14 protein-coding genes are annotated in these 15,045 nt (G+C 75.3%); 7 read left to right on the forward strand and 7 right to left on the reverse strand.

What is annotated here, in order from left to right; genetic code table 11:
• The first annotated feature begins 41 nt into the window (after window positions 1–41).
• The 4 genes from ACQP6G_RS20320 (at window position 42) to hisN (ending at window position 3,530) form a co-directional block, all read left to right on the forward strand.
• Entirely contained in the window at window positions 42–566 is a 525-nt protein-coding gene (locus ACQP6G_RS20320) for a MarR family winged helix-turn-helix transcriptional regulator (RefSeq protein ID WP_429767065.1), read from the forward strand.
• On the forward strand, window positions 563–2,071 hold the full coding sequence (locus ACQP6G_RS20325) for an MFS transporter (protein ID WP_429767066.1): 1,509 nt from the start codon (window positions 563–565) through the stop codon (window positions 2,069–2,071). The genes ACQP6G_RS20320 and ACQP6G_RS20325 overlap by 4 nt, the downstream gene beginning before the upstream one ends.
• Window positions 2,071–2,643 carry a hydrolase gene (locus ACQP6G_RS20330; RefSeq protein WP_429767067.1) on the forward strand — a complete coding sequence of 191 codons (573 nt, stop codon included), beginning with the start codon at window positions 2,071–2,073 and terminating at the stop codon, window positions 2,641–2,643. Before ACQP6G_RS20325 ends, ACQP6G_RS20330 begins: the two co-directional genes overlap by 1 nt.
• A gap of 65 nt (window positions 2,644–2,708) precedes the next feature.
• Window positions 2,709–3,530: a histidinol-phosphatase gene (gene hisN / locus ACQP6G_RS20335; protein ID WP_429767069.1), complete on the forward strand. Its 822-nt coding sequence runs from the start codon at window positions 2,709–2,711 to the stop codon at window positions 3,528–3,530.
• Window positions 3,531–3,545: 15 nt separating this feature from the next.
• On the opposite strand, the gene ACQP6G_RS20340 is transcribed toward hisN, so the two are convergent.
• From ACQP6G_RS20340 to ACQP6G_RS20350, 3 genes are read right to left on the reverse strand one after another with little or no spacing between them, the layout of a single operon-like run.
• Window positions 3,546–4,079: a DUF6912 family protein gene (locus ACQP6G_RS20340; protein WP_429767070.1), complete on the reverse strand. Its 534-nt coding sequence runs from the start codon at window positions 4,077–4,079 to the stop codon at window positions 3,546–3,548.
• A 33-nt stretch (window positions 4,080–4,112) separates the two neighbouring features.
• Window positions 4,113–5,462, reverse strand: coding sequence for a CpaE/TadZ family protein (locus tag ACQP6G_RS20345; protein WP_429767072.1), 1,350 nt, complete (start codon window positions 5,460–5,462; stop codon window positions 4,113–4,115).
• The gene (locus tag ACQP6G_RS20350) at window positions 5,462–6,118 is read right to left on the reverse strand and encodes a hypothetical protein (RefSeq protein ID WP_429767073.1); all 657 of its coding nucleotides are present in this window, start codon (window positions 6,116–6,118) and stop codon (window positions 5,462–5,464) included. The genes ACQP6G_RS20345 and ACQP6G_RS20350 overlap by 1 nt, the downstream gene beginning before the upstream one ends.
• 142 nt (window positions 6,119–6,260) lie before the next feature.
• Between ACQP6G_RS20350 and ACQP6G_RS20355 the strand changes: the two genes are divergently transcribed.
• Entirely contained in the window at window positions 6,261–6,470 is a 210-nt protein-coding gene (locus tag ACQP6G_RS20355) for a helix-turn-helix domain-containing protein (protein WP_429735024.1), read from the forward strand.
• Window positions 6,471–6,497: 27 nt separating this feature from the next.
• Here ACQP6G_RS20355 and ACQP6G_RS20360 read toward each other — a convergent pair whose 3' ends face one another.
• Complete coding sequence (locus ACQP6G_RS20360) at window positions 6,498–7,046, reverse strand: hypothetical protein (protein WP_429767075.1); 549 nt, start codon at window positions 7,044–7,046, stop codon at window positions 6,498–6,500.
• Between the two features lie 158 nt (window positions 7,047–7,204).
• Between ACQP6G_RS20360 and ACQP6G_RS20365 the strand changes: the two genes are divergently transcribed.
• Both ACQP6G_RS20365 and ACQP6G_RS20370 read left to right on the forward strand, forming a co-directional pair.
• Window positions 7,205–8,014: a LysM peptidoglycan-binding domain-containing protein gene (locus ACQP6G_RS20365; protein WP_429767077.1), complete on the forward strand. Its 810-nt coding sequence runs from the start codon at window positions 7,205–7,207 to the stop codon at window positions 8,012–8,014.
• 46 nt (window positions 8,015–8,060) lie between these two features.
• Window positions 8,061–8,753, forward strand: a complete 693-nt coding sequence (locus ACQP6G_RS20370; protein ID WP_429767079.1) for an Rv3235 family protein — start codon at window positions 8,061–8,063, stop codon at window positions 8,751–8,753.
• Window positions 8,754–8,837: 84 nt separating this feature from the next.
• On the opposite strand, the gene secA is transcribed toward ACQP6G_RS20370, so the two are convergent.
• The 3 genes from secA to ACQP6G_RS20385 all read right to left on the reverse strand — a co-directional run bounded on the left by secA (window position 8,838) and on the right by ACQP6G_RS20385 (window position 14,959).
• Window positions 8,838–11,774 carry a preprotein translocase subunit SecA gene (gene secA, locus ACQP6G_RS20375; RefSeq protein WP_429767081.1) on the reverse strand — a complete coding sequence of 979 codons (2,937 nt, stop codon included), beginning with the start codon at window positions 11,772–11,774 and terminating at the stop codon, window positions 8,838–8,840.
• 246 nt (window positions 11,775–12,020) lie between these two features.
• Window positions 12,021–13,625: a cation:proton antiporter domain-containing protein gene (locus tag ACQP6G_RS20380; RefSeq protein WP_429767083.1), complete on the reverse strand. Its 1,605-nt coding sequence runs from the start codon at window positions 13,623–13,625 to the stop codon at window positions 12,021–12,023.
• Between the two features lie 89 nt (window positions 13,626–13,714).
• Window positions 13,715–14,959: a winged helix-turn-helix domain-containing protein gene (locus tag ACQP6G_RS20385; protein ID WP_429767085.1), complete on the reverse strand. Its 1,245-nt coding sequence runs from the start codon at window positions 14,957–14,959 to the stop codon at window positions 13,715–13,717.
• Between the last annotated feature and the right edge of the window lie 86 nt (window positions 14,960–15,045).

The following is a 15,045-nucleotide window of genomic DNA, read 5'->3' on the forward strand; positions in this document are numbered from 1 at the left end:
ACAACTTGTCAGTTTGGGCTGACGAGTTCTACGGTGAAGAGATGTCTACCGCGCCCGATCCCGCCGCGCCCGCCGACATGCCCGCCGACATGCCCGTCGACACGGCCGCCGCCGCGGCGCGCGAGCTGCGCTCGCTGGTCGGGCGGCTCCGCCGCCGCTTCCTCGAGCTGAGCGACAACCAGGAGCTCACGCCGTCACAGACGTCGCTGCTCTCCCGGCTCGCCAAGCACGGCCCCGCGTCGCCCGGCGCCCTCGCCGCGGCCGAGCGGGTCCGGCCGCAGTCGCTCGGGGCCACCCTCGGCGTCGTCGCCGACCGGGGCCTCGTGCGCCGGGACCCCGACCCCGACGACGGCCGCCGCCAGGTGATCTCCCTCAGCGACGACGGGCGGGCGTTCGTCGAGGGCCGGCGCGAGGCCGGGCAGGAGTGGCTGACGCACGCGCTGCGCGACCGCCTCACCTCCGAGGAGCTGGCCACCGTGACGGCGGCCCTCGCGATCCTGGACCGGACGCTCCTCGACGCCGCGCCCACCGCCCCGGCACCCGCCCGCGAGGCCGACCGCCCGTGACCCTGCTCCACCGCCGCCCCGCCGCCCGCCCGGCGGCCGCACCCCGCGGGCCGGACGGCTACGACACCCGCCTCACGCTGCCGCTCGCGCTGGGGTCGCTGCTCAACCCGATCAACTCGTCGATGATCGCGGTGGCCCTCGTGCCCATCGGGATCGCGTTCGGCGCCCCGGCCGCGCAGACGGTCTGGCTCGTCACCGCGCTCTACCTCGTGACGGCGGTGGGCCAGCCGGTGGTCGGTCGCGTGGTCGACCTCGTCGGGCCGCGGCGCCCCTACCTGGTCGGGGCCGCGCTCGTCGGCATCGCCGGCATGCTCGGAGCGCTGGCCCCGTCGCTCGGGGTGCTCGTGCTGGCCCGCGCGCTGCTCGGCATCGGCACCTGCGCCGCCTACCCGGCGGCGATGTGGCTCGTGCGGCGCGCGACCGACCGCTACGGCGAGGACCGCGGGATCGCGACGGTGCTCACGATCCTCGCCGTCACGAACCAGGTGACGATGATCGTCGGCCCGACGCTCGGCGGGCTGCTCGTCGGCGCCGGCGGCTGGCGGGCGATCTTCCTGGTCAACGTGCCGCTCGCGGCGGCGTGCCTCGTGCTGGGCGGCCTTCGGCTGCCGCGCACGACCGCCGCCGACCTCGTCGTGCAGGACGCCGTGGACGACGTCCGGGAAGACGGCACGAGCCTCGCGACACGCCTGGACCTGCTCGGCGTGCTGCTCTTCGCGGTCGCGCTCACCAGCCTGATGCTCGTCCTCGTCGGCGCCGCGCCCTGGTGGGTGCTCGCCGCGACCGCCGTGACCGGCGCCTGGTTCGCGCGGCACGAGCTGAGCGCCCGCCGCCCGTTCGTCGACCTGCGGCTGCTCGCCGGGAACCGCCCGCTGCTGCTCACGTACGCGCGCGCCCTCCTCACCGCCACCGCCACGTACGCGTTCATGTTCGGCTACGTGCAGTGGCTCGAGCAGGGCCGTGGCCTGAGCGAGGCCACCGCGGGGCTGCTGATGCTGCCGACGTCGGTCGTCGCGGTCGCGGTCGCCTCGGCGACCGGGCGGCGCGCCCCCGTGCGGACGGCCCTGCTCGTCGGGTCGGGCTCGTTGCTGGTCGGCGGCGCGATCCTCGCCGTCGTGCAGCCCGCCAGCCCGACGTGGCTGCTCGTCCTCGCCGGCGTGGGCATCGGGGGCATGCAGGGGCTGGCCGGGCTCGCGCACCAGAAGGCGCTCGCCCGCCAGGCCGACGCCGCGACCGTCGGCGCCGCGTCCGGGCTGCTGCGCACGTTCATGTACCTCGGCGCGCTGGTGTCCACCGCGGCCATCGCGGCCCTCTACGCCGACGGCCCCACGACGGCGGGCCTGCACGACCTCGCCCTCGCGATGGCGGCCTGCGCCGTCGTCGTCGGCGTCCTCACGCTCGTCGACCGCTCCCTGCGGCGCCGTCCCACGAGCGTCCACCCCGTTCCCGCCCCTGTCCCCGCACCCGACCGAGCACCCGACCCCGCACCCGGAGAGCACCGCTGATGACCCTCACCACCCTCGACCCCCGCACCGCCCTCGTCGTCGTCGACCTGCAGGCGGGCATCCTCGCCATGCCGACCGCGCCGCACGCCGCGGACGCCGTCCTCGCCCGCAGCGTCGAGCTCGCCGAGGCCTTCCGCGCCCGCGACCTGCCCGTCGTCCTCGTGCGCGTCACCGCGGCGCCCGACGGCGCCGACGCCGTGCCCGGTCGCACCGACGCACCGCGCGGTGCAGCCCGGCCCGACGGCTGGGACGTCCTCGCGCCGGAGCTGCACACCGCGGCGTCGGACGTCGTCGTGACCAAGCGGAACTGGGGCGCCTTCTACGGCACCGACCTCGACCTCCAGCTGCGCCGCCGCGGCGTGACGCAGGTCGTCCTGGCCGGCATCGCCACCAGCATCGGCGTCGAGTCCACGGCCCGCGCCGCCCACGAGCACGGCTACCACGTCTCCCTCGTCACCGACGCGATGGCCGACCGCTCCGCCGAGGACCACGAGCACAGCGTCGGGCGGCTCTTCCCCCGGCTGGGCGAGTGCGGCACGACCGCCGAGCTGGTCGCCCTGCTGGGCGCCTGACCTCTCTGTCCCACCCCCGCGCGCCGGGGCCCTGGCCGGAGCGGCGGACCGCTACGGTGTGAGGCGTGTCGTACACCCAGCCGTCTCCCAGCCCGACCAGCGGGCCCGCGCGCACGTACGAGGACGACCTGCGCCTGGCCCACGTGATCGCCGACCAGGTGGACGCGATCACGATGTCCCGCTTCAAGGCCGTGGACCTGCACGTCGAGCAGAAGCCCGACGACACGCCCGTCTCGGACGCCGACCGTTCCGCCGAGGAGTTCATCCGCGCCCAGCTGCACCGCGCGCGCACCCGCGACGCGATCGTCGGCGAGGAGTACGGCTCGGCGGGCAGCGGCGCGCGGCGCTGGATCATCGACCCGATCGACGGCACGAAGAACTTCGTGCGCGGCGTCCCCGTGTGGGCCACGCTCATCGCGCTGGCCGACGGCGAGGAGGTCGTCATGGGCCTCGTCTCGGCGCCGGCGATCGGCCGCCGCTGGTGGGCGGCGAAGGGCTCGGGCGCCTGGACCGGCAAGTCCCTCGCGTCCGCGTCGCGGATGTCCGTCTCCGGCGTGAGCACGCTCGCCGACGCCTCGTTCTCGTACTCGTCCCTGTCCGGGTGGGAGGAGCACGGGAAGCTCAACGGCTTCCTCGACCTCACCCGCCAGGTGTGGCGCACCCGCGGCTACGGCGACTTCTGGTCGTACATGCTCGTCGCCGAGGGCGCCGCCGACATCGCCGCCGAGCCCGAGCTCGAGGTCTACGACATGGCCGCCCTCGTGCCCATCGTCACCGAGGCCGGCGGCCGCTTCACCGCGCTCGACGGCGCCCCCGGACCGTGGCACGGGAACGCCCTGGCCACCAACGGCAGGCTCCACGACGAGACGCTCGTCTACCTGGGCTGAACCCGCTCACGACGATCAGGGGCGCGGGATCTGGGAGATCTCGGTCGGGTCGTACCAGAGCAGGTCGCGGTCGGTGACGCGCTGCAGCGCCGCGTCCAGCGCCGCCTCGGACGTCGCGCCGACGTCGCCGGTGCGCTCGGCGTCGTTCTCCTCGTCGGCGGCGGCGAGCACCGCGCGCACGTCGTCCGCCGCCTCCGGCTCGTCGACGTGGACGGCGACGACGGCCATGCCGGTCAGGGCGGCGACGTCGACCGCGCTGGGCTCGTCGGCGCCGTCAGCCCCGATGACCTCGGCGTCCGGCACGTCGAGCGAGACGACGACGCGGAGCGGCACGACGGCGCGACGCGAGGCCACGAGGGCCAGCGAGTCGTCCGCGGCGGCGAGGAAGGCCTCGTACTCCCGGCTCTCGTCGTCCTCGTCGGGCAGCTCGCGGGCGAGGGCGGGCGTCACCGCGTGCGCGCGGCGGGCGGGGACGTCCCACCGCGCCCCGGCGGCGGCGACCACGGCGCCCTCGAGCTCGTCCAGCGTGGCGGGAACGTAGATGCGCATGCGCACAGTCTGCCGCGAGCTGCCGCCCCGCGCTCACACCTCCGCCGGCACCGCCGCGGCGACGGTCGCCCGCACCCGCTCGGCCAGCGCCTCGAACGCCGCGGTCACCGGCGACCCGGGAGCCTCCTCCGCGAGCGTGCGGCCCGCCAGCAGCGCGGCGTCCAGGCCGGCGGCGTCGTCGGGGACAAGGTGGACGTCCTCGACCCCGGCGTAGCGCGCCAGCGCGTCCCGCACCGCCGCCTCCGGGCGCGAGCCCACCGCCGACGCGCGCACCCGGTTCGCGACGACGACCCGCTCGCCCGCGACGGGCACCGGCACCTCGCGCAGGTCCTCGAGCCCGCGCACGAGGCGCTGGATGCCCACCGGGTCCGCCGCACCGACCACCACGACGACGTCCGCCGCCTGCAGCGCCGCGAGCGTCGCACCGTTGCGCTGCGGCGCGTGGGTGTCGTACATCAGCAGCTCGTCCGCCTCCAGGAGCGGGCCGCAGTCGACGACGGTCCAGTCGGCGAGGTCGCGCGCCCGCTCGAGGACCACCTCGACGGCGCTGGCCGGCAGCTCGGGCCACCGGGCGGCGCGCGTGATCCCCGTCAGCACCCGGAGCCTGCCGCCGACGACCGGGCTGTGCCGGGCGAGCGTCGGCAGGTCGAGCGACCCGTGCGCGGCGGCGCGGGCGGCGGCCGCCAGCCCCGGGGCGTCGTCGAGCAGGCCCAGGCGGGCAGCCACCGACGCGCCGTAGGTGTCGGCGTCCACGACCAGCGCGTGCTCGGCAGCCGTCGCCGCCGCCTCGCGACGCGCGCGACCGTGGCGGCGGCGCCCGCGCGACAGGCCGCCGAGCGCGGCCGCGAGCTCGAGCGCCGTCGTCGTGCGCCCCGGCGCGCCCACGGGGCCCCAGACCGCGACGACGCGCCCGCGGCGGGGCGTCGCGTCGTCCGCGACGACGTCCTCCAGCCCGATCCCGTCCTGGCCGGCGAGCGCCTCGTCGACGTCCTGCCCACCCTGGCCCAGCACCAGGCGGTCGGGTGCGGCGGCGCCCGGTGCCGCGTCGCGGACCGCGGCGAGCAGGAGGGCCTCGTCGTACCGCTCGACGACGGCGTCGACGCCCAGCGCGTGCAGCCTGGCCGCCGGCGCGACGTCGTCACCGAGCGCGACCACGCGGACGCCCGCGGCGCGCAGCCGGCCGACGGCCTCCCGGTCGAGGCCGGGCAGGTCGCCGGAGACCAGCGCGACGGCGCCCGCGCCGGCGGCGGCTGCCGCGAGCAGCTCCGCCACGTCGCCGCAGCGACGCGTGACGGTGGCGCCCGAGCCCGGGCCGCCCAGGGCGAGGACGACGTCGGTCTCCGCCGCGCCGCGCACCGCGCACAGGACGGTGACGCTCCCCATCAGACGCCGGCCCCGGCCTGCGGCACGACGGTCACGCTGCCGGGGACCGTCAGCGCCCGGAGGACGACGGGCAGGTCCTCGGAGGGCACGAGCACGTGCAGCGTGGCGCCGTCCGCGACGACGAGCCCGGTGCCCGCCTCGTCGACCTGCTCGACGACGACGCCCTCGACGAGCGGCGCCGGCTCCGCGGCCGGCGCGTCGGCTCCGGCGGGCGCCTCGGGCGTCGACCAGAGGTCGACGGCGGACCCGGCCTGCACGCGGGACGACATGGCCTGGTCGACGGGCACGGAGACCGAGCGCACGTCGACCTCCGCCGCGTCGCCGAGCGCCGACCGGGCGACGAGCTCACCGTCGTCGACCACCCGCAGCGCGACGACCTCGTCGGGCAGCTCCTGGTCCGCCCGCAGGTACAGCTCCGCGCCCGCGTCGATCCTGACGTCGACCGTGCGCAGCCGGTCCACGTCCACGGTCTCGCCGGGGGTGAGCGTCCCGTCGGCCGCGTAGACCGGCACGGTGCGCCCCGCGGACGAGACCGCCCACGAGCCGAGGGCCACGGACGCGGCGACGATGACGACGCCGACGACCAGCCGGGGGTCGCGCCAGGTGGGGCGGCGCAGGCGCGCAGCCACGGGTGCCGGCAAGGGGTCGGTGCTCACGGACGTCCTCCGGGGTTGTCTGGACGCGGCCTCGGCGCAGCGTCGCGCCGGAACCTATCATCAGGCACCCCACGCGTGCTTTCGGCAACCACTGTGGACAACCGTCGCCATCGTCGATGACCGCTGTGCCAGAATTGCCCGTATGGCCAGCCGGTTCCTCTCTCTCGCGGACGTGCAGGAGATGCTCAACATCTCCAGCACCCAGGCCTACTCGCTCGTGCGCTCGGGCGAGCTGCCCGCCATCCAGGTGGGCCCCAAGAAGGTGTGGCGGGTCGAGGCGAGCAAGCTCGAGGAGTACATCGAGCACCAGTACGCCCGCACCCGCGAGCGGATCGCGTCGGGCGACCTCTGACGTCTCCGCCGGGCTCCCCCGGCAGACTCAGGCCTCGCTGACCCGCAGCAGGGCAGCGAACGGCACCGTCCGGACGACCGGCCGCGCGCGCTCCGCCTCCTCCACGTCGAGATGGTCGGCGCCCACGCGCCCGATCCGTCCGGTCACCGACCCGCCCGCCGTACGGATCAGCACCCGGGCACGGTCGCGCTGCAGCCCCCGGAGCACGTGGCCCAGCCCGAGACCGTCGGTGCGCGCCCGCGACGGCGTCGCGAGCCGGCCGAGACCGACGACGGCGGCGAGCGCGGCCGCCGGGACGAGGTGCTGGACGCTGCCGCGCGCGCCGCGCCCGTCGAGGAGCACCCACGCGTGCGCCACGCGGGCGAGCCGGCCCTCGATCCCCTCGCCGTCGAGCAGCTCGAGCCGCAGCACGGTGCCCGTCGCGGCCCGCAGCCGGTCGGTCAACGGGATCGACGCCTGCTCGGCGCGGGTCAGCTCGGCGACCGCCCCCTCCCGTTCGGCCGCCTGCTCGGCGTCGAACCGCGCCTCGAGGTCCGCGAAGAGCAGCTCCCACCTGGCCGGACCCGCGGATGTCATGAGGCTCCTCTCGTCGGGGTCGGTGCCCACAGGATGCCCGGGTGGACAGATCCGGCACCAGTCCGCTTCAATATGCACCATCAGAACACATCAACCGCTATCAACCTGCATCATAGTGAACGATCCGGGATGACGGCGGAGGGACGAAGGAGACCTCGATGTCCGGCAGCACGCAGCGCGACCGGTTCGCACGGCCGGGTGGGCTCGGGCGGCTCGCCGTCCTCACGGTCGCCGCCGCGGGCGTGGGCGCCGCCCTGCTGCTGCGCGCGGCCGCCGTCACCCCACGGACCACCACCGCGGCCACCGGCCTCACCGTCGACCGGTGGGTCGAGCTCGCCGTGCTCGCCGCCGGGCTCCTCGCCGCGGCCTGGCTCGCCCTGAGCGGGGCGCTCGCCCTGACCTGCGTCGCCGCGTCGCTGCTCGGCCGCCGGTGGCGTGCCGGTGAGGCCGCCGTGGAGCGGCTCGCGCCCGCCACCGTCCGGCGCCTCGTCCGGACCGCCGTCGGCGTCGGCGTCGGTGCCGGCCTCACGCTCGCCCCGACCGTCGCCCTGGCGGCCGACGTCCCGCCCACCCCGCCGAGCGACCACGGAGCGTCGGTCGCCCTCGACCTCGGCTGGCAGCCCACCGCCACCGAGCCCGAGGCACCGGCCGACGGAGGGGTCGAACGCCCGGCGGAGGAGGACACGCTCGTCGAGGAGGTCGTGGCCGCCCCGGTCGCACACCGTGCCGCCGACGACGCCACCGACCACGCCGACGAGGCGGCCGACGACGAAGCCGACGGAGGGCCGACCCGCGTCGTGCACCGCGGCGACACGCTGTGGGACATCGCGGCCCTGGCGCTCGGCGGCTCCCCCACCGACGCGGAGATCCTCCGCGAGGTGACGCGCTGGCACACGGAGAACCGCCACGTCATCGGCGCCGACCCCGACCACCTCCTGCCCGGCCAGATCCTGCGCGCCCCGGCCTGACGGCCCCGACGTCCCACGACTCCCGCACCATCCACCGGAGGGCAACATGACCGCGACGACGACCGCGCCGACCACGCCGGAGACGGCGGCCCCCGCCGAGCGGGGCACCACCGCCCCCGGGACCGCACCGGACGGCGCGACGGCGACGCCCGGCACCGTCCCGGGCACCCCGTCGAGCCGCCCCGCGGCGACCGCGGCTCAGGACGACGGCGCGCCCTCGCCGCGCGCGCTCCGGGTGTCGACCCCGCCGCGACCCTCGGGTCCGGCGGGCTACCCCGAGGCCGGCACCCGACCGTCGCCGCGGCCGCGGCGGGTGCGGGTCGGCGCCCCGGGCGTCCGTCGCGGCCCGGGCGACGACGAGGACCTCACGGCGCGGCCGATGCGGGAGGCCGAGCCCGCGCCGCTGCCCGACCCGACGGCGCAGTGCTGCACGGTCGTGCGCGCCGCGGTCGAGGTCCTGCGCGGGGAGCGGCCGGCGACGCAGCTCGCCCGCTGGGTCACGCCGCAGGTGCGGGACCAGCTCGCCGAGCGCGCCCGGATCGGCCTGGCCCGCGCGCCTCTGCGGGACGAGGAGGCCCACCGGCCCGTCCAGGTGCGGCGCGTACGGCTGGTCCGCCTGGGCGACGACGTGGCCGAGGCGACCGTCGTCCTGGACGACGACGGCCGGGTGCGCGCCGCTGCCGTCCGGCTGGAGGCGCGCCGGGGCACCTGGCGGGTCGCCGTCCTCGAGGTGGGCTGACCGGACCCCGCGAGATAGAGAAGCCCTCCCCGCGAGGAGGGCTTCTCTATCTCGCGGGGAGGGCTTCTCTATCTCGCGGGAGGGTCACTCCTCGTTGATGCCGTGGCAGACCTTGTACTTCTTGCCGGAGCCGCAGGGGCACTGGGCGTTGCGCGGCGTGCCGGGGAAGGTCCGGCCGTCGCTGGTCGCCGCGGTGGCCTCGCCGTGCAGCTCGCGGCGCGAGCGGCGCGTGGGGGCGCCCGTCGTCGTCGTGGAACCGTCCTCGCTCGGCGACGAGTAGGACAGGCGCTGCGGCGCCGGGGCGTCGAGCCCCTTGGCCAGGAGCACCGGCTCCTCCGCCCCGGCGGGCTCCGCCGCGGCCGGCTCGGGCTCGGCCGGGGCCTCGGGTTCGGCGACCGGCGCGGTCTCGGCGGCCGGCGCCGTCCCGCCCGCCACGACCTGGCCCGCGTCGGACTGCGCGGCGGCCGCGGCGCTGGCCGCCGAGATCACCGGGGCACCGGGGGCGCCCTGGGCGCCGGGCTGCTGCACCTGCACGTCCAGGTTGAACAGGAACCCGACCGACTCCTCCTTGATGGACTCGGTCATCGCCTGGAACAGCTGGAAGCCCTCGCGCTGGTACTCGATCAGGGGGTCGCGCTGCGCCATCGCGCGCAGGCCGATCCCCTCCTTGAGGTAGTCCATCTCGTAGAGGTGCTCGCGCCACTTGCGGTCCAGCACCGAGAGCACGACGCGGCGCTCGAGCTGGCGCATCGCGGGCTCGCCGAGGGTCTCCTCGCGCGCCTGGTAGGCCACGCGGGCGTCCGAGAGCAGCTCCTCGAGGATCATCTCATGGCTCAGCCGGCCGACGCCGCCCGCCTCCTCGACCACGTCCTCCGGCGTGATCGACACCGGGTACACGGACTTCAGCGCCGTCCACAGCGCGTCCAGGTCCCAGGCCTCGGGGTTGCCCTCGGCGGTCGCGCCGTCGACGTACGCGGTGACGACGTCCGTGAGGAAGTGCTGCACCTGGTCCTCGAGGTCCTCGCCCTCGAGGACGCGCTTGCGCTCCGCGTAGATGACCGAGCGCTGCCGCGACAGGACGTCGTCGTACTTGAGGACGTTCTTGCGGATCTCGAAGTTGCGGGCCTCGACCTGCGACTGGGCGCTCTGGATGCCGCGCGTCACCATCTTCGACTCGAGCGGCATGTCGTCGGGGAAGCCGGCGCGGTCCATCATCGAGGACGCGAGGCCGGAGTTGAACAGGCGCATGAGGTCGTCCTGCATGGACAGGTAGAACCGCGACTCGCCCGGGTCGCCCTGACGGCCGGAGCGGCCGCGCAGCTGGTTGTCGATCCGGCGTGACTCGTGCCGCTCCGTGCCCAGCACGTAGAGGCCGCCGAGCTCGGTGACCTCCTCGTGCTCCGAGGCCACCGCCTGCTTGGCCTTCTCGAGCACGTCCGGCCACGCCGCCTCGTAGGCCTCCGGGTCCTCCCCCGCGTCGAGGCCGCGCTGGGCCATCTCGGTGACGGCGAGGAACTCGGCGTTGCCGCCGAGCATGATGTCGGTGCCGCGGCCGGCCATGTTGGTGGCGACGGTGACGGCGCCCTTGCGGCCGGCCTGCGCGACGACGGACGCCTCGCGCTCGTGCTCCTTCGCGTTCAGGACGCTGTGCGGCACGCCCGCCCGCTTGAGCAGCCCCGACAGCAGCTCGGACTTCTCGACGCTCGTGGTGCCGACCAGCACCGGCTGACCCTTGGCGTGGCGCTCGACGATGTCCTCGACGACGGCGTTGAACTTGCCGTCCTCGTTCTTGTAGACGAGGTCGGCCTGGTCCATGCGGATCATGGGCCGGTTCGTGGGGATCGGCACCACGCCCAGCTTGTAGGTGCCCTGGAACTCGGCGGCCTCGGTCTCGGCCGTACCGGTCATGCCGGACAGCTTGCCGTAGAGGCGGAAGTAGTTCTGCAGCGTGATCGTGGCGAGCGTCTGGTTCTCCGCCTTGATCTGCACGCCCTCCTTGGCCTCGATGGCCTGGTGCATGCCCTCGTTGTAGCGGCGGCCGGCGAGGATGCGGCCGGTGTGCTCGTCGACGATCATGACCTCGCCGTTGAGCACCACGTAGTCCTTGTCGCGCTTGAACAGCTCCTTCGCCTTGATGGCGTTGTTGAGGAAGCCGATCAGCGGGGTGTTCAGCGACTCGTACAGGTTGTCGATGCCGAGGTAGTCCTCGATCTTCTCGATCCCGGGCTCGAGCACGCCGACGGTCTTCTTCTTCTCGTCGACCTCGTAGTCCTTCTCGACCTCGAGGCGACGCACCACCTTGGCGAACTCGGTGTACCAGCGGTTCGCGTCCCCGGAGGCGGGGCCGGAGATGATGAGCGGGGTGCGGGCCTCGTCGATGAGGATCGAGTCCACCTCGTCCACGATGGCGAAGTGGTGGCCGCGCTGCACCAGGTCGTCGGGCGACCAGGCCATGTTGTCGCGCAGGTAGTCGAACCCGAACTCGTTGTTCGTGCCGTACGTGATGTCGGCCGCGTACTGCTTGCGGCGCTCGTCCGGCGTCTGGCCCGAGACGATGACGCCCGTCGTCATCCCGAGGAAGCGGTAGACGCGGCCCATGAGGTCGCCCTGGTACTTCGCGAGGAAGTCGTTGGTCGTGACGACGTGCACGCCCTTGCCCTCGAGGGCGTTGAGGTAGGCGGCGGTCGTGGCCACGAGCGTCTTGCCCTCACCGGTCTTCATCTCGGCGATGTTGCCGAGGTGCAGGGCGGCGCCACCCATGAGCTGCACGTCGAAGTGCCGCTGGCCGAGGGTGCGGCGCGCGGCCTCGCGCACCGCGGCGAACGCCTCGGGCAGCAGCTCGTCGAGCGTGGTGCCGTGCTCGAGGCGCTCCTTGAAGCGGTCGGTCTCCTCGTGCAGCTCGGCGTCGCTCAGCTCCTCGAAGCTGGGCTCGAGCCGGTTCACCTGCTGGGCCAGGCTGTTGAGCTTCTTGACAATCCGGCCCTCGCCAAGACGGAGGACCTTCTCGAGGATCGCAGGCACGCAGTACTCCAGGGTCGGTGGCGCCCCGGGGATGGCCGGGACCGTGCGGCGTGACGACGGGCGACGACGGACGGTCAGGACCGCACGTCCGCGCCGTCGCCTGGGTCACACCGGCCCCATCCTAGGCGGATCACCTGAGAGTCCGGCACGGGTTCGCGACGGACGAACGACCCGTCGCGCCCCGTCCGGACGCTGTGAGCGGGCGTTCGGCCCGGTCTCGGCGCGAGGACCGGGCCGAACGCCCGCTCACAGCGTCTCGTGGTCGCGGCCGGAGCCGGGGGCGAGGTCGGCGACTGCGCGGTCCGCGAGCTCCGCCCCCGCGGCGCCGTAGAGGTGGAAGACGGCGTCCGCACCGTGCCGGCGCAGCTCGGCGGCGTCCTCGTCGTAGCGGGCGATCGCCGCCACCCGGCCGGCGAAGCCGACCGCGCGCAGCCGGGCCAGGGCGATGAGGTTCGCCTTGTGGAACGGCATCGCGAGCACGGCGAGGCGCACCTGTCCGGCCCGCTTGACCCGGGCCCAGAACTCGGTGTCCGTGGCGTCGGCGGGGACGACGGCGATCCCCTCGGTCCGCAGCGCCTCGACGCGGGTGCGGTCGTGCTCGACCCCCATGACCGACAGCCCGTGCACGTCGCGCAGGCGCCGGTACGTCGCCGAGCCCACCCGCCCCAGGCCGAGGACGACGGCATCGACCCGGCCGATGTCGACCGGGCGGTCGTCGAGGTGCAGCTTGTCGACGTCCCGCCGGGGCAGGAGGGCGGTGAGGCGGGCCGCGAGCTCGACGCCGCGCCGGTTGACGATCGCCGAGACGACGAAGCTGCCGGCGACGGCGAGGGAGACGATGACCGTCCACTCCTCGTCGAGCAGGCCCGCCGTCGCGCCGAACGCGACGACGATGATGCCGAACTCGGAGAAGTTGCCGAGCGCCAGACCGGCCAGGAACGACGTCCGCCGCCGCAGCCGCATCAGCCACAGCAGCACCGCGTACCCCGCCACCTGCAGCGGCAGGAGCAGGAGCAGCAGGCCGGCCAGGGCCAGGTCGACCGGGGCCGGCATCCCGTGCAGCCCGATCTGCAGGAAGAACGCGACGAGCGCCAGGTCCTTGACCGTGAGCAGGGAGCGGGAGAGCTCGGTGGCGCGCGGGTGCCCGGCGAGCAGGGCCCCCATCACGAGGGCGCCGAGGTCGCCCGACAGCCCGACGACCTCGAACAGCCAGTACCCGGGCACGAGGGCGACGAACGCGCCGAACAGCGCCTGCAGCTCACCGTGCCCGGCCCGGTCCCAGACGCGGCGCAGCACCCAGGCCCCGGGGACGAGGGCGACGACGGCGAGCGCCCACGGGCTGGGCGGCTCCCCCGTCGAGACGGCCAGGAACGCCACGGCGATGATGTCCTGCACCACGAGCACGCCGACGGCGATGCGCCCGTACAGCGCCGTCGTGTCCGAGCGGTCCTCCAGCACCTTGACCACGAAGACCGTGGAGGAGAACGACAGCGCCAGCCCGACCAGCGCCAGGGAGCCGAGCGACTCGTCGGCGAGGAGCCGGATCCCGACGACCGCGAGCAGGCCGAGGAACCCGACGGCCACCGCGACGCTCAGCACCAGGTGCGCCGCCGTGGTGAGCCAGACCTCCGGGCGCAGCAGCGAGCGGACGTCGAGCTTCAGCCCGATCGCGAACAGCAGGAGCGCCACGCCCAGCTCGGCGACGGTCTCCAGCCCGGGCAGGTCGGGGGCTCCGGCCGCCCCGAGCGCGAACCCGGCGGCGAGGAAGCCGACCAGCGGCGGCAGCCGCAGCAGCGTCGCCGCCAGGCCGCCCACGAGCGCCGCGGCGAGGTACAGCACGGCCGTGGCCATCAGCGCTCCTGACCTTCTCCGGTCCCGACCGACGCGGGCGCGCCCGACGTCGTGGCGCCGATCCTACGAGCGGCGGGCGCCCTGCGCCCCTACGCCGCGCGCACGGCCCCGGCCAGCGCGGGCGCGAGGTCGCCGACCGGCGCGACCGCCGTCGACCCGAGCCCGAGCCAGCCCGCGAGCACGGCGAGCTCGGCGCCCAGCGCCGCCGCCGTGCCGGGGCCGGCGTGGGCGGTGGGGTGCACCGCCTGGACGCGCAGGACGCCCGCCTGCCGGTCGGCCTTGAGGTCGACGAACGCCGTGATCGCGTCGCCCTCGAGGAACGGCAGCACGTAGTACCCGAGCACCCGCTGCGGCGCGGGCACGTAGATCTCGATCCGGTAGTACACGTCGAAGAGCGCCTCGAGGCGCCGCCGCTCCCAGACGACCGGGTCGAACGGGCTGAGCAGCGCGCGCGCCTGCGCCCGGCGGGGCACGCGCGCGTCCCGGTGCCGGTAGGTGGGCTCGTCCCAGCCGCGCACGTCGACCGGCACGAGCGCGCCGTCCTCCACCAGCTCGTCCCGGGCCCGGCGCACGGCCGGGCCGCGCAGCCGGAAGTAGTCGGCGAAGCAGCGGACCGTGCCGATCCCGTGCGCCCGGGCGCCGAGCTCCAGCAGCCGGCGCACGGCCTCGTCGCCGGGCACCGGCTCCGCCGCGCGCACGGCCGGCGGCAGGACGCGCTCGGGCAGGTCGTAGCAGCGCTCGAACGCGGTGTTGCGCCGCGCGGCCATCACCTCGCCGGTGAAGAACAGGAACTCGAGGCAGCGCTTGGCCATCGTCCAGTTCCAGCCCCACTCCTCGCGCGAGCGCGGTCCCGACCGCCCGGTGGCGACCAGCTCGTCGTGGATCTCGCGCGCGGTCACCGGCCCGCGCTCGGCGACCAGCTGCCGCACCAGGTCCATCTCGGCCGCGTGCGCCAGCGGTGCCCCGGCGATGGTGCCCCAGGCCTCGTCGAGGTAGTTGCGCCGCCGCCACTCCAGCAGCGGGTACGTCGACGCCGGCACGAATGAGGCCACGTGCGCCCACGTCTCCACGATCCGCCGCGGGGCCCGCCCCGCCGCCCGGTCCAGCAGCCCGACGTCGTACGGCCCGAGCCGCGAGTACAGCGGCATCAGGTGCGCCCGCGCCAGCACGTTCACCGAGTCGATCTGCAGCAGGTTCAGCTGCTCGACCGTCGCCATCGCGCGGCGCATCGTCACGCCGCCGTCAGCAGCACCGGAGGCGTTCGGTCGAGGCCGGGCCAGCCCCTGGGCCCCGAGGGCGACGCGGCGGGCCTGCGCGAGCGAGAGGGAGTCCACCCGGCCATCCTGCCGACCCCCACCGACAGCGGCGCGGGACAGGCCCGGGTTTCGACAGGCTCAACCGCGGGTGGTGTGGTTTCGAC

The sequence above is a fragment of the Isoptericola nanjingensis genome, assembly GCF_050311635.1.
Lineage (GTDB): Bacteria > Actinomycetota > Actinomycetes > Actinomycetales > Cellulomonadaceae > Isoptericola > Isoptericola nanjingensis.

What these genes read in the sequence shown, in the direction of transcription:
- ACQP6G_RS20320 (WP_429767065.1), top strand. Translation starts at nt 42, where the DNA reads ATGTCTACCGCGCCCGATCCCGCCGCGCCCGCCGACATGCCCGCCGAC.
- ACQP6G_RS20330 (WP_429767067.1), top strand. Translation starts at nt 2,071, where the DNA reads ATGACCCTCACCACCCTCGACCCCCGCACCGCCCTCGTCGTCGTCGAC.
- ACQP6G_RS20340 (WP_429767070.1), bottom strand. Translation starts at nt 4,079, where the DNA reads ATGCGCATCTACGTTCCCGCCACGCTGGACGAGCTCGAGGGCGCCGTG.
- ACQP6G_RS20345 (WP_429767072.1), bottom strand. Translation starts at nt 5,462, where the DNA reads ATGGGGAGCGTCACCGTCCTGTGCGCGGTGCGCGGCGCGGCGGAGACC.
- ACQP6G_RS20355 (WP_429735024.1), top strand. Translation starts at nt 6,261, where the DNA reads ATGGCCAGCCGGTTCCTCTCTCTCGCGGACGTGCAGGAGATGCTCAAC.
- ACQP6G_RS20360 (WP_429767075.1), bottom strand. Translation starts at nt 7,046, where the DNA reads ATGACATCCGCGGGTCCGGCCAGGTGGGAGCTGCTCTTCGCGGACCTC.
- ACQP6G_RS20365 (WP_429767077.1), top strand. Translation starts at nt 7,205, where the DNA reads ATGTCCGGCAGCACGCAGCGCGACCGGTTCGCACGGCCGGGTGGGCTC.
- ACQP6G_RS20370 (WP_429767079.1), top strand. Translation starts at nt 8,061, where the DNA reads ATGACCGCGACGACGACCGCGCCGACCACGCCGGAGACGGCGGCCCCC.
- ACQP6G_RS20380 (WP_429767083.1), bottom strand. Translation starts at nt 13,625, where the DNA reads ATGGCCACGGCCGTGCTGTACCTCGCCGCGGCGCTCGTGGGCGGCCTG.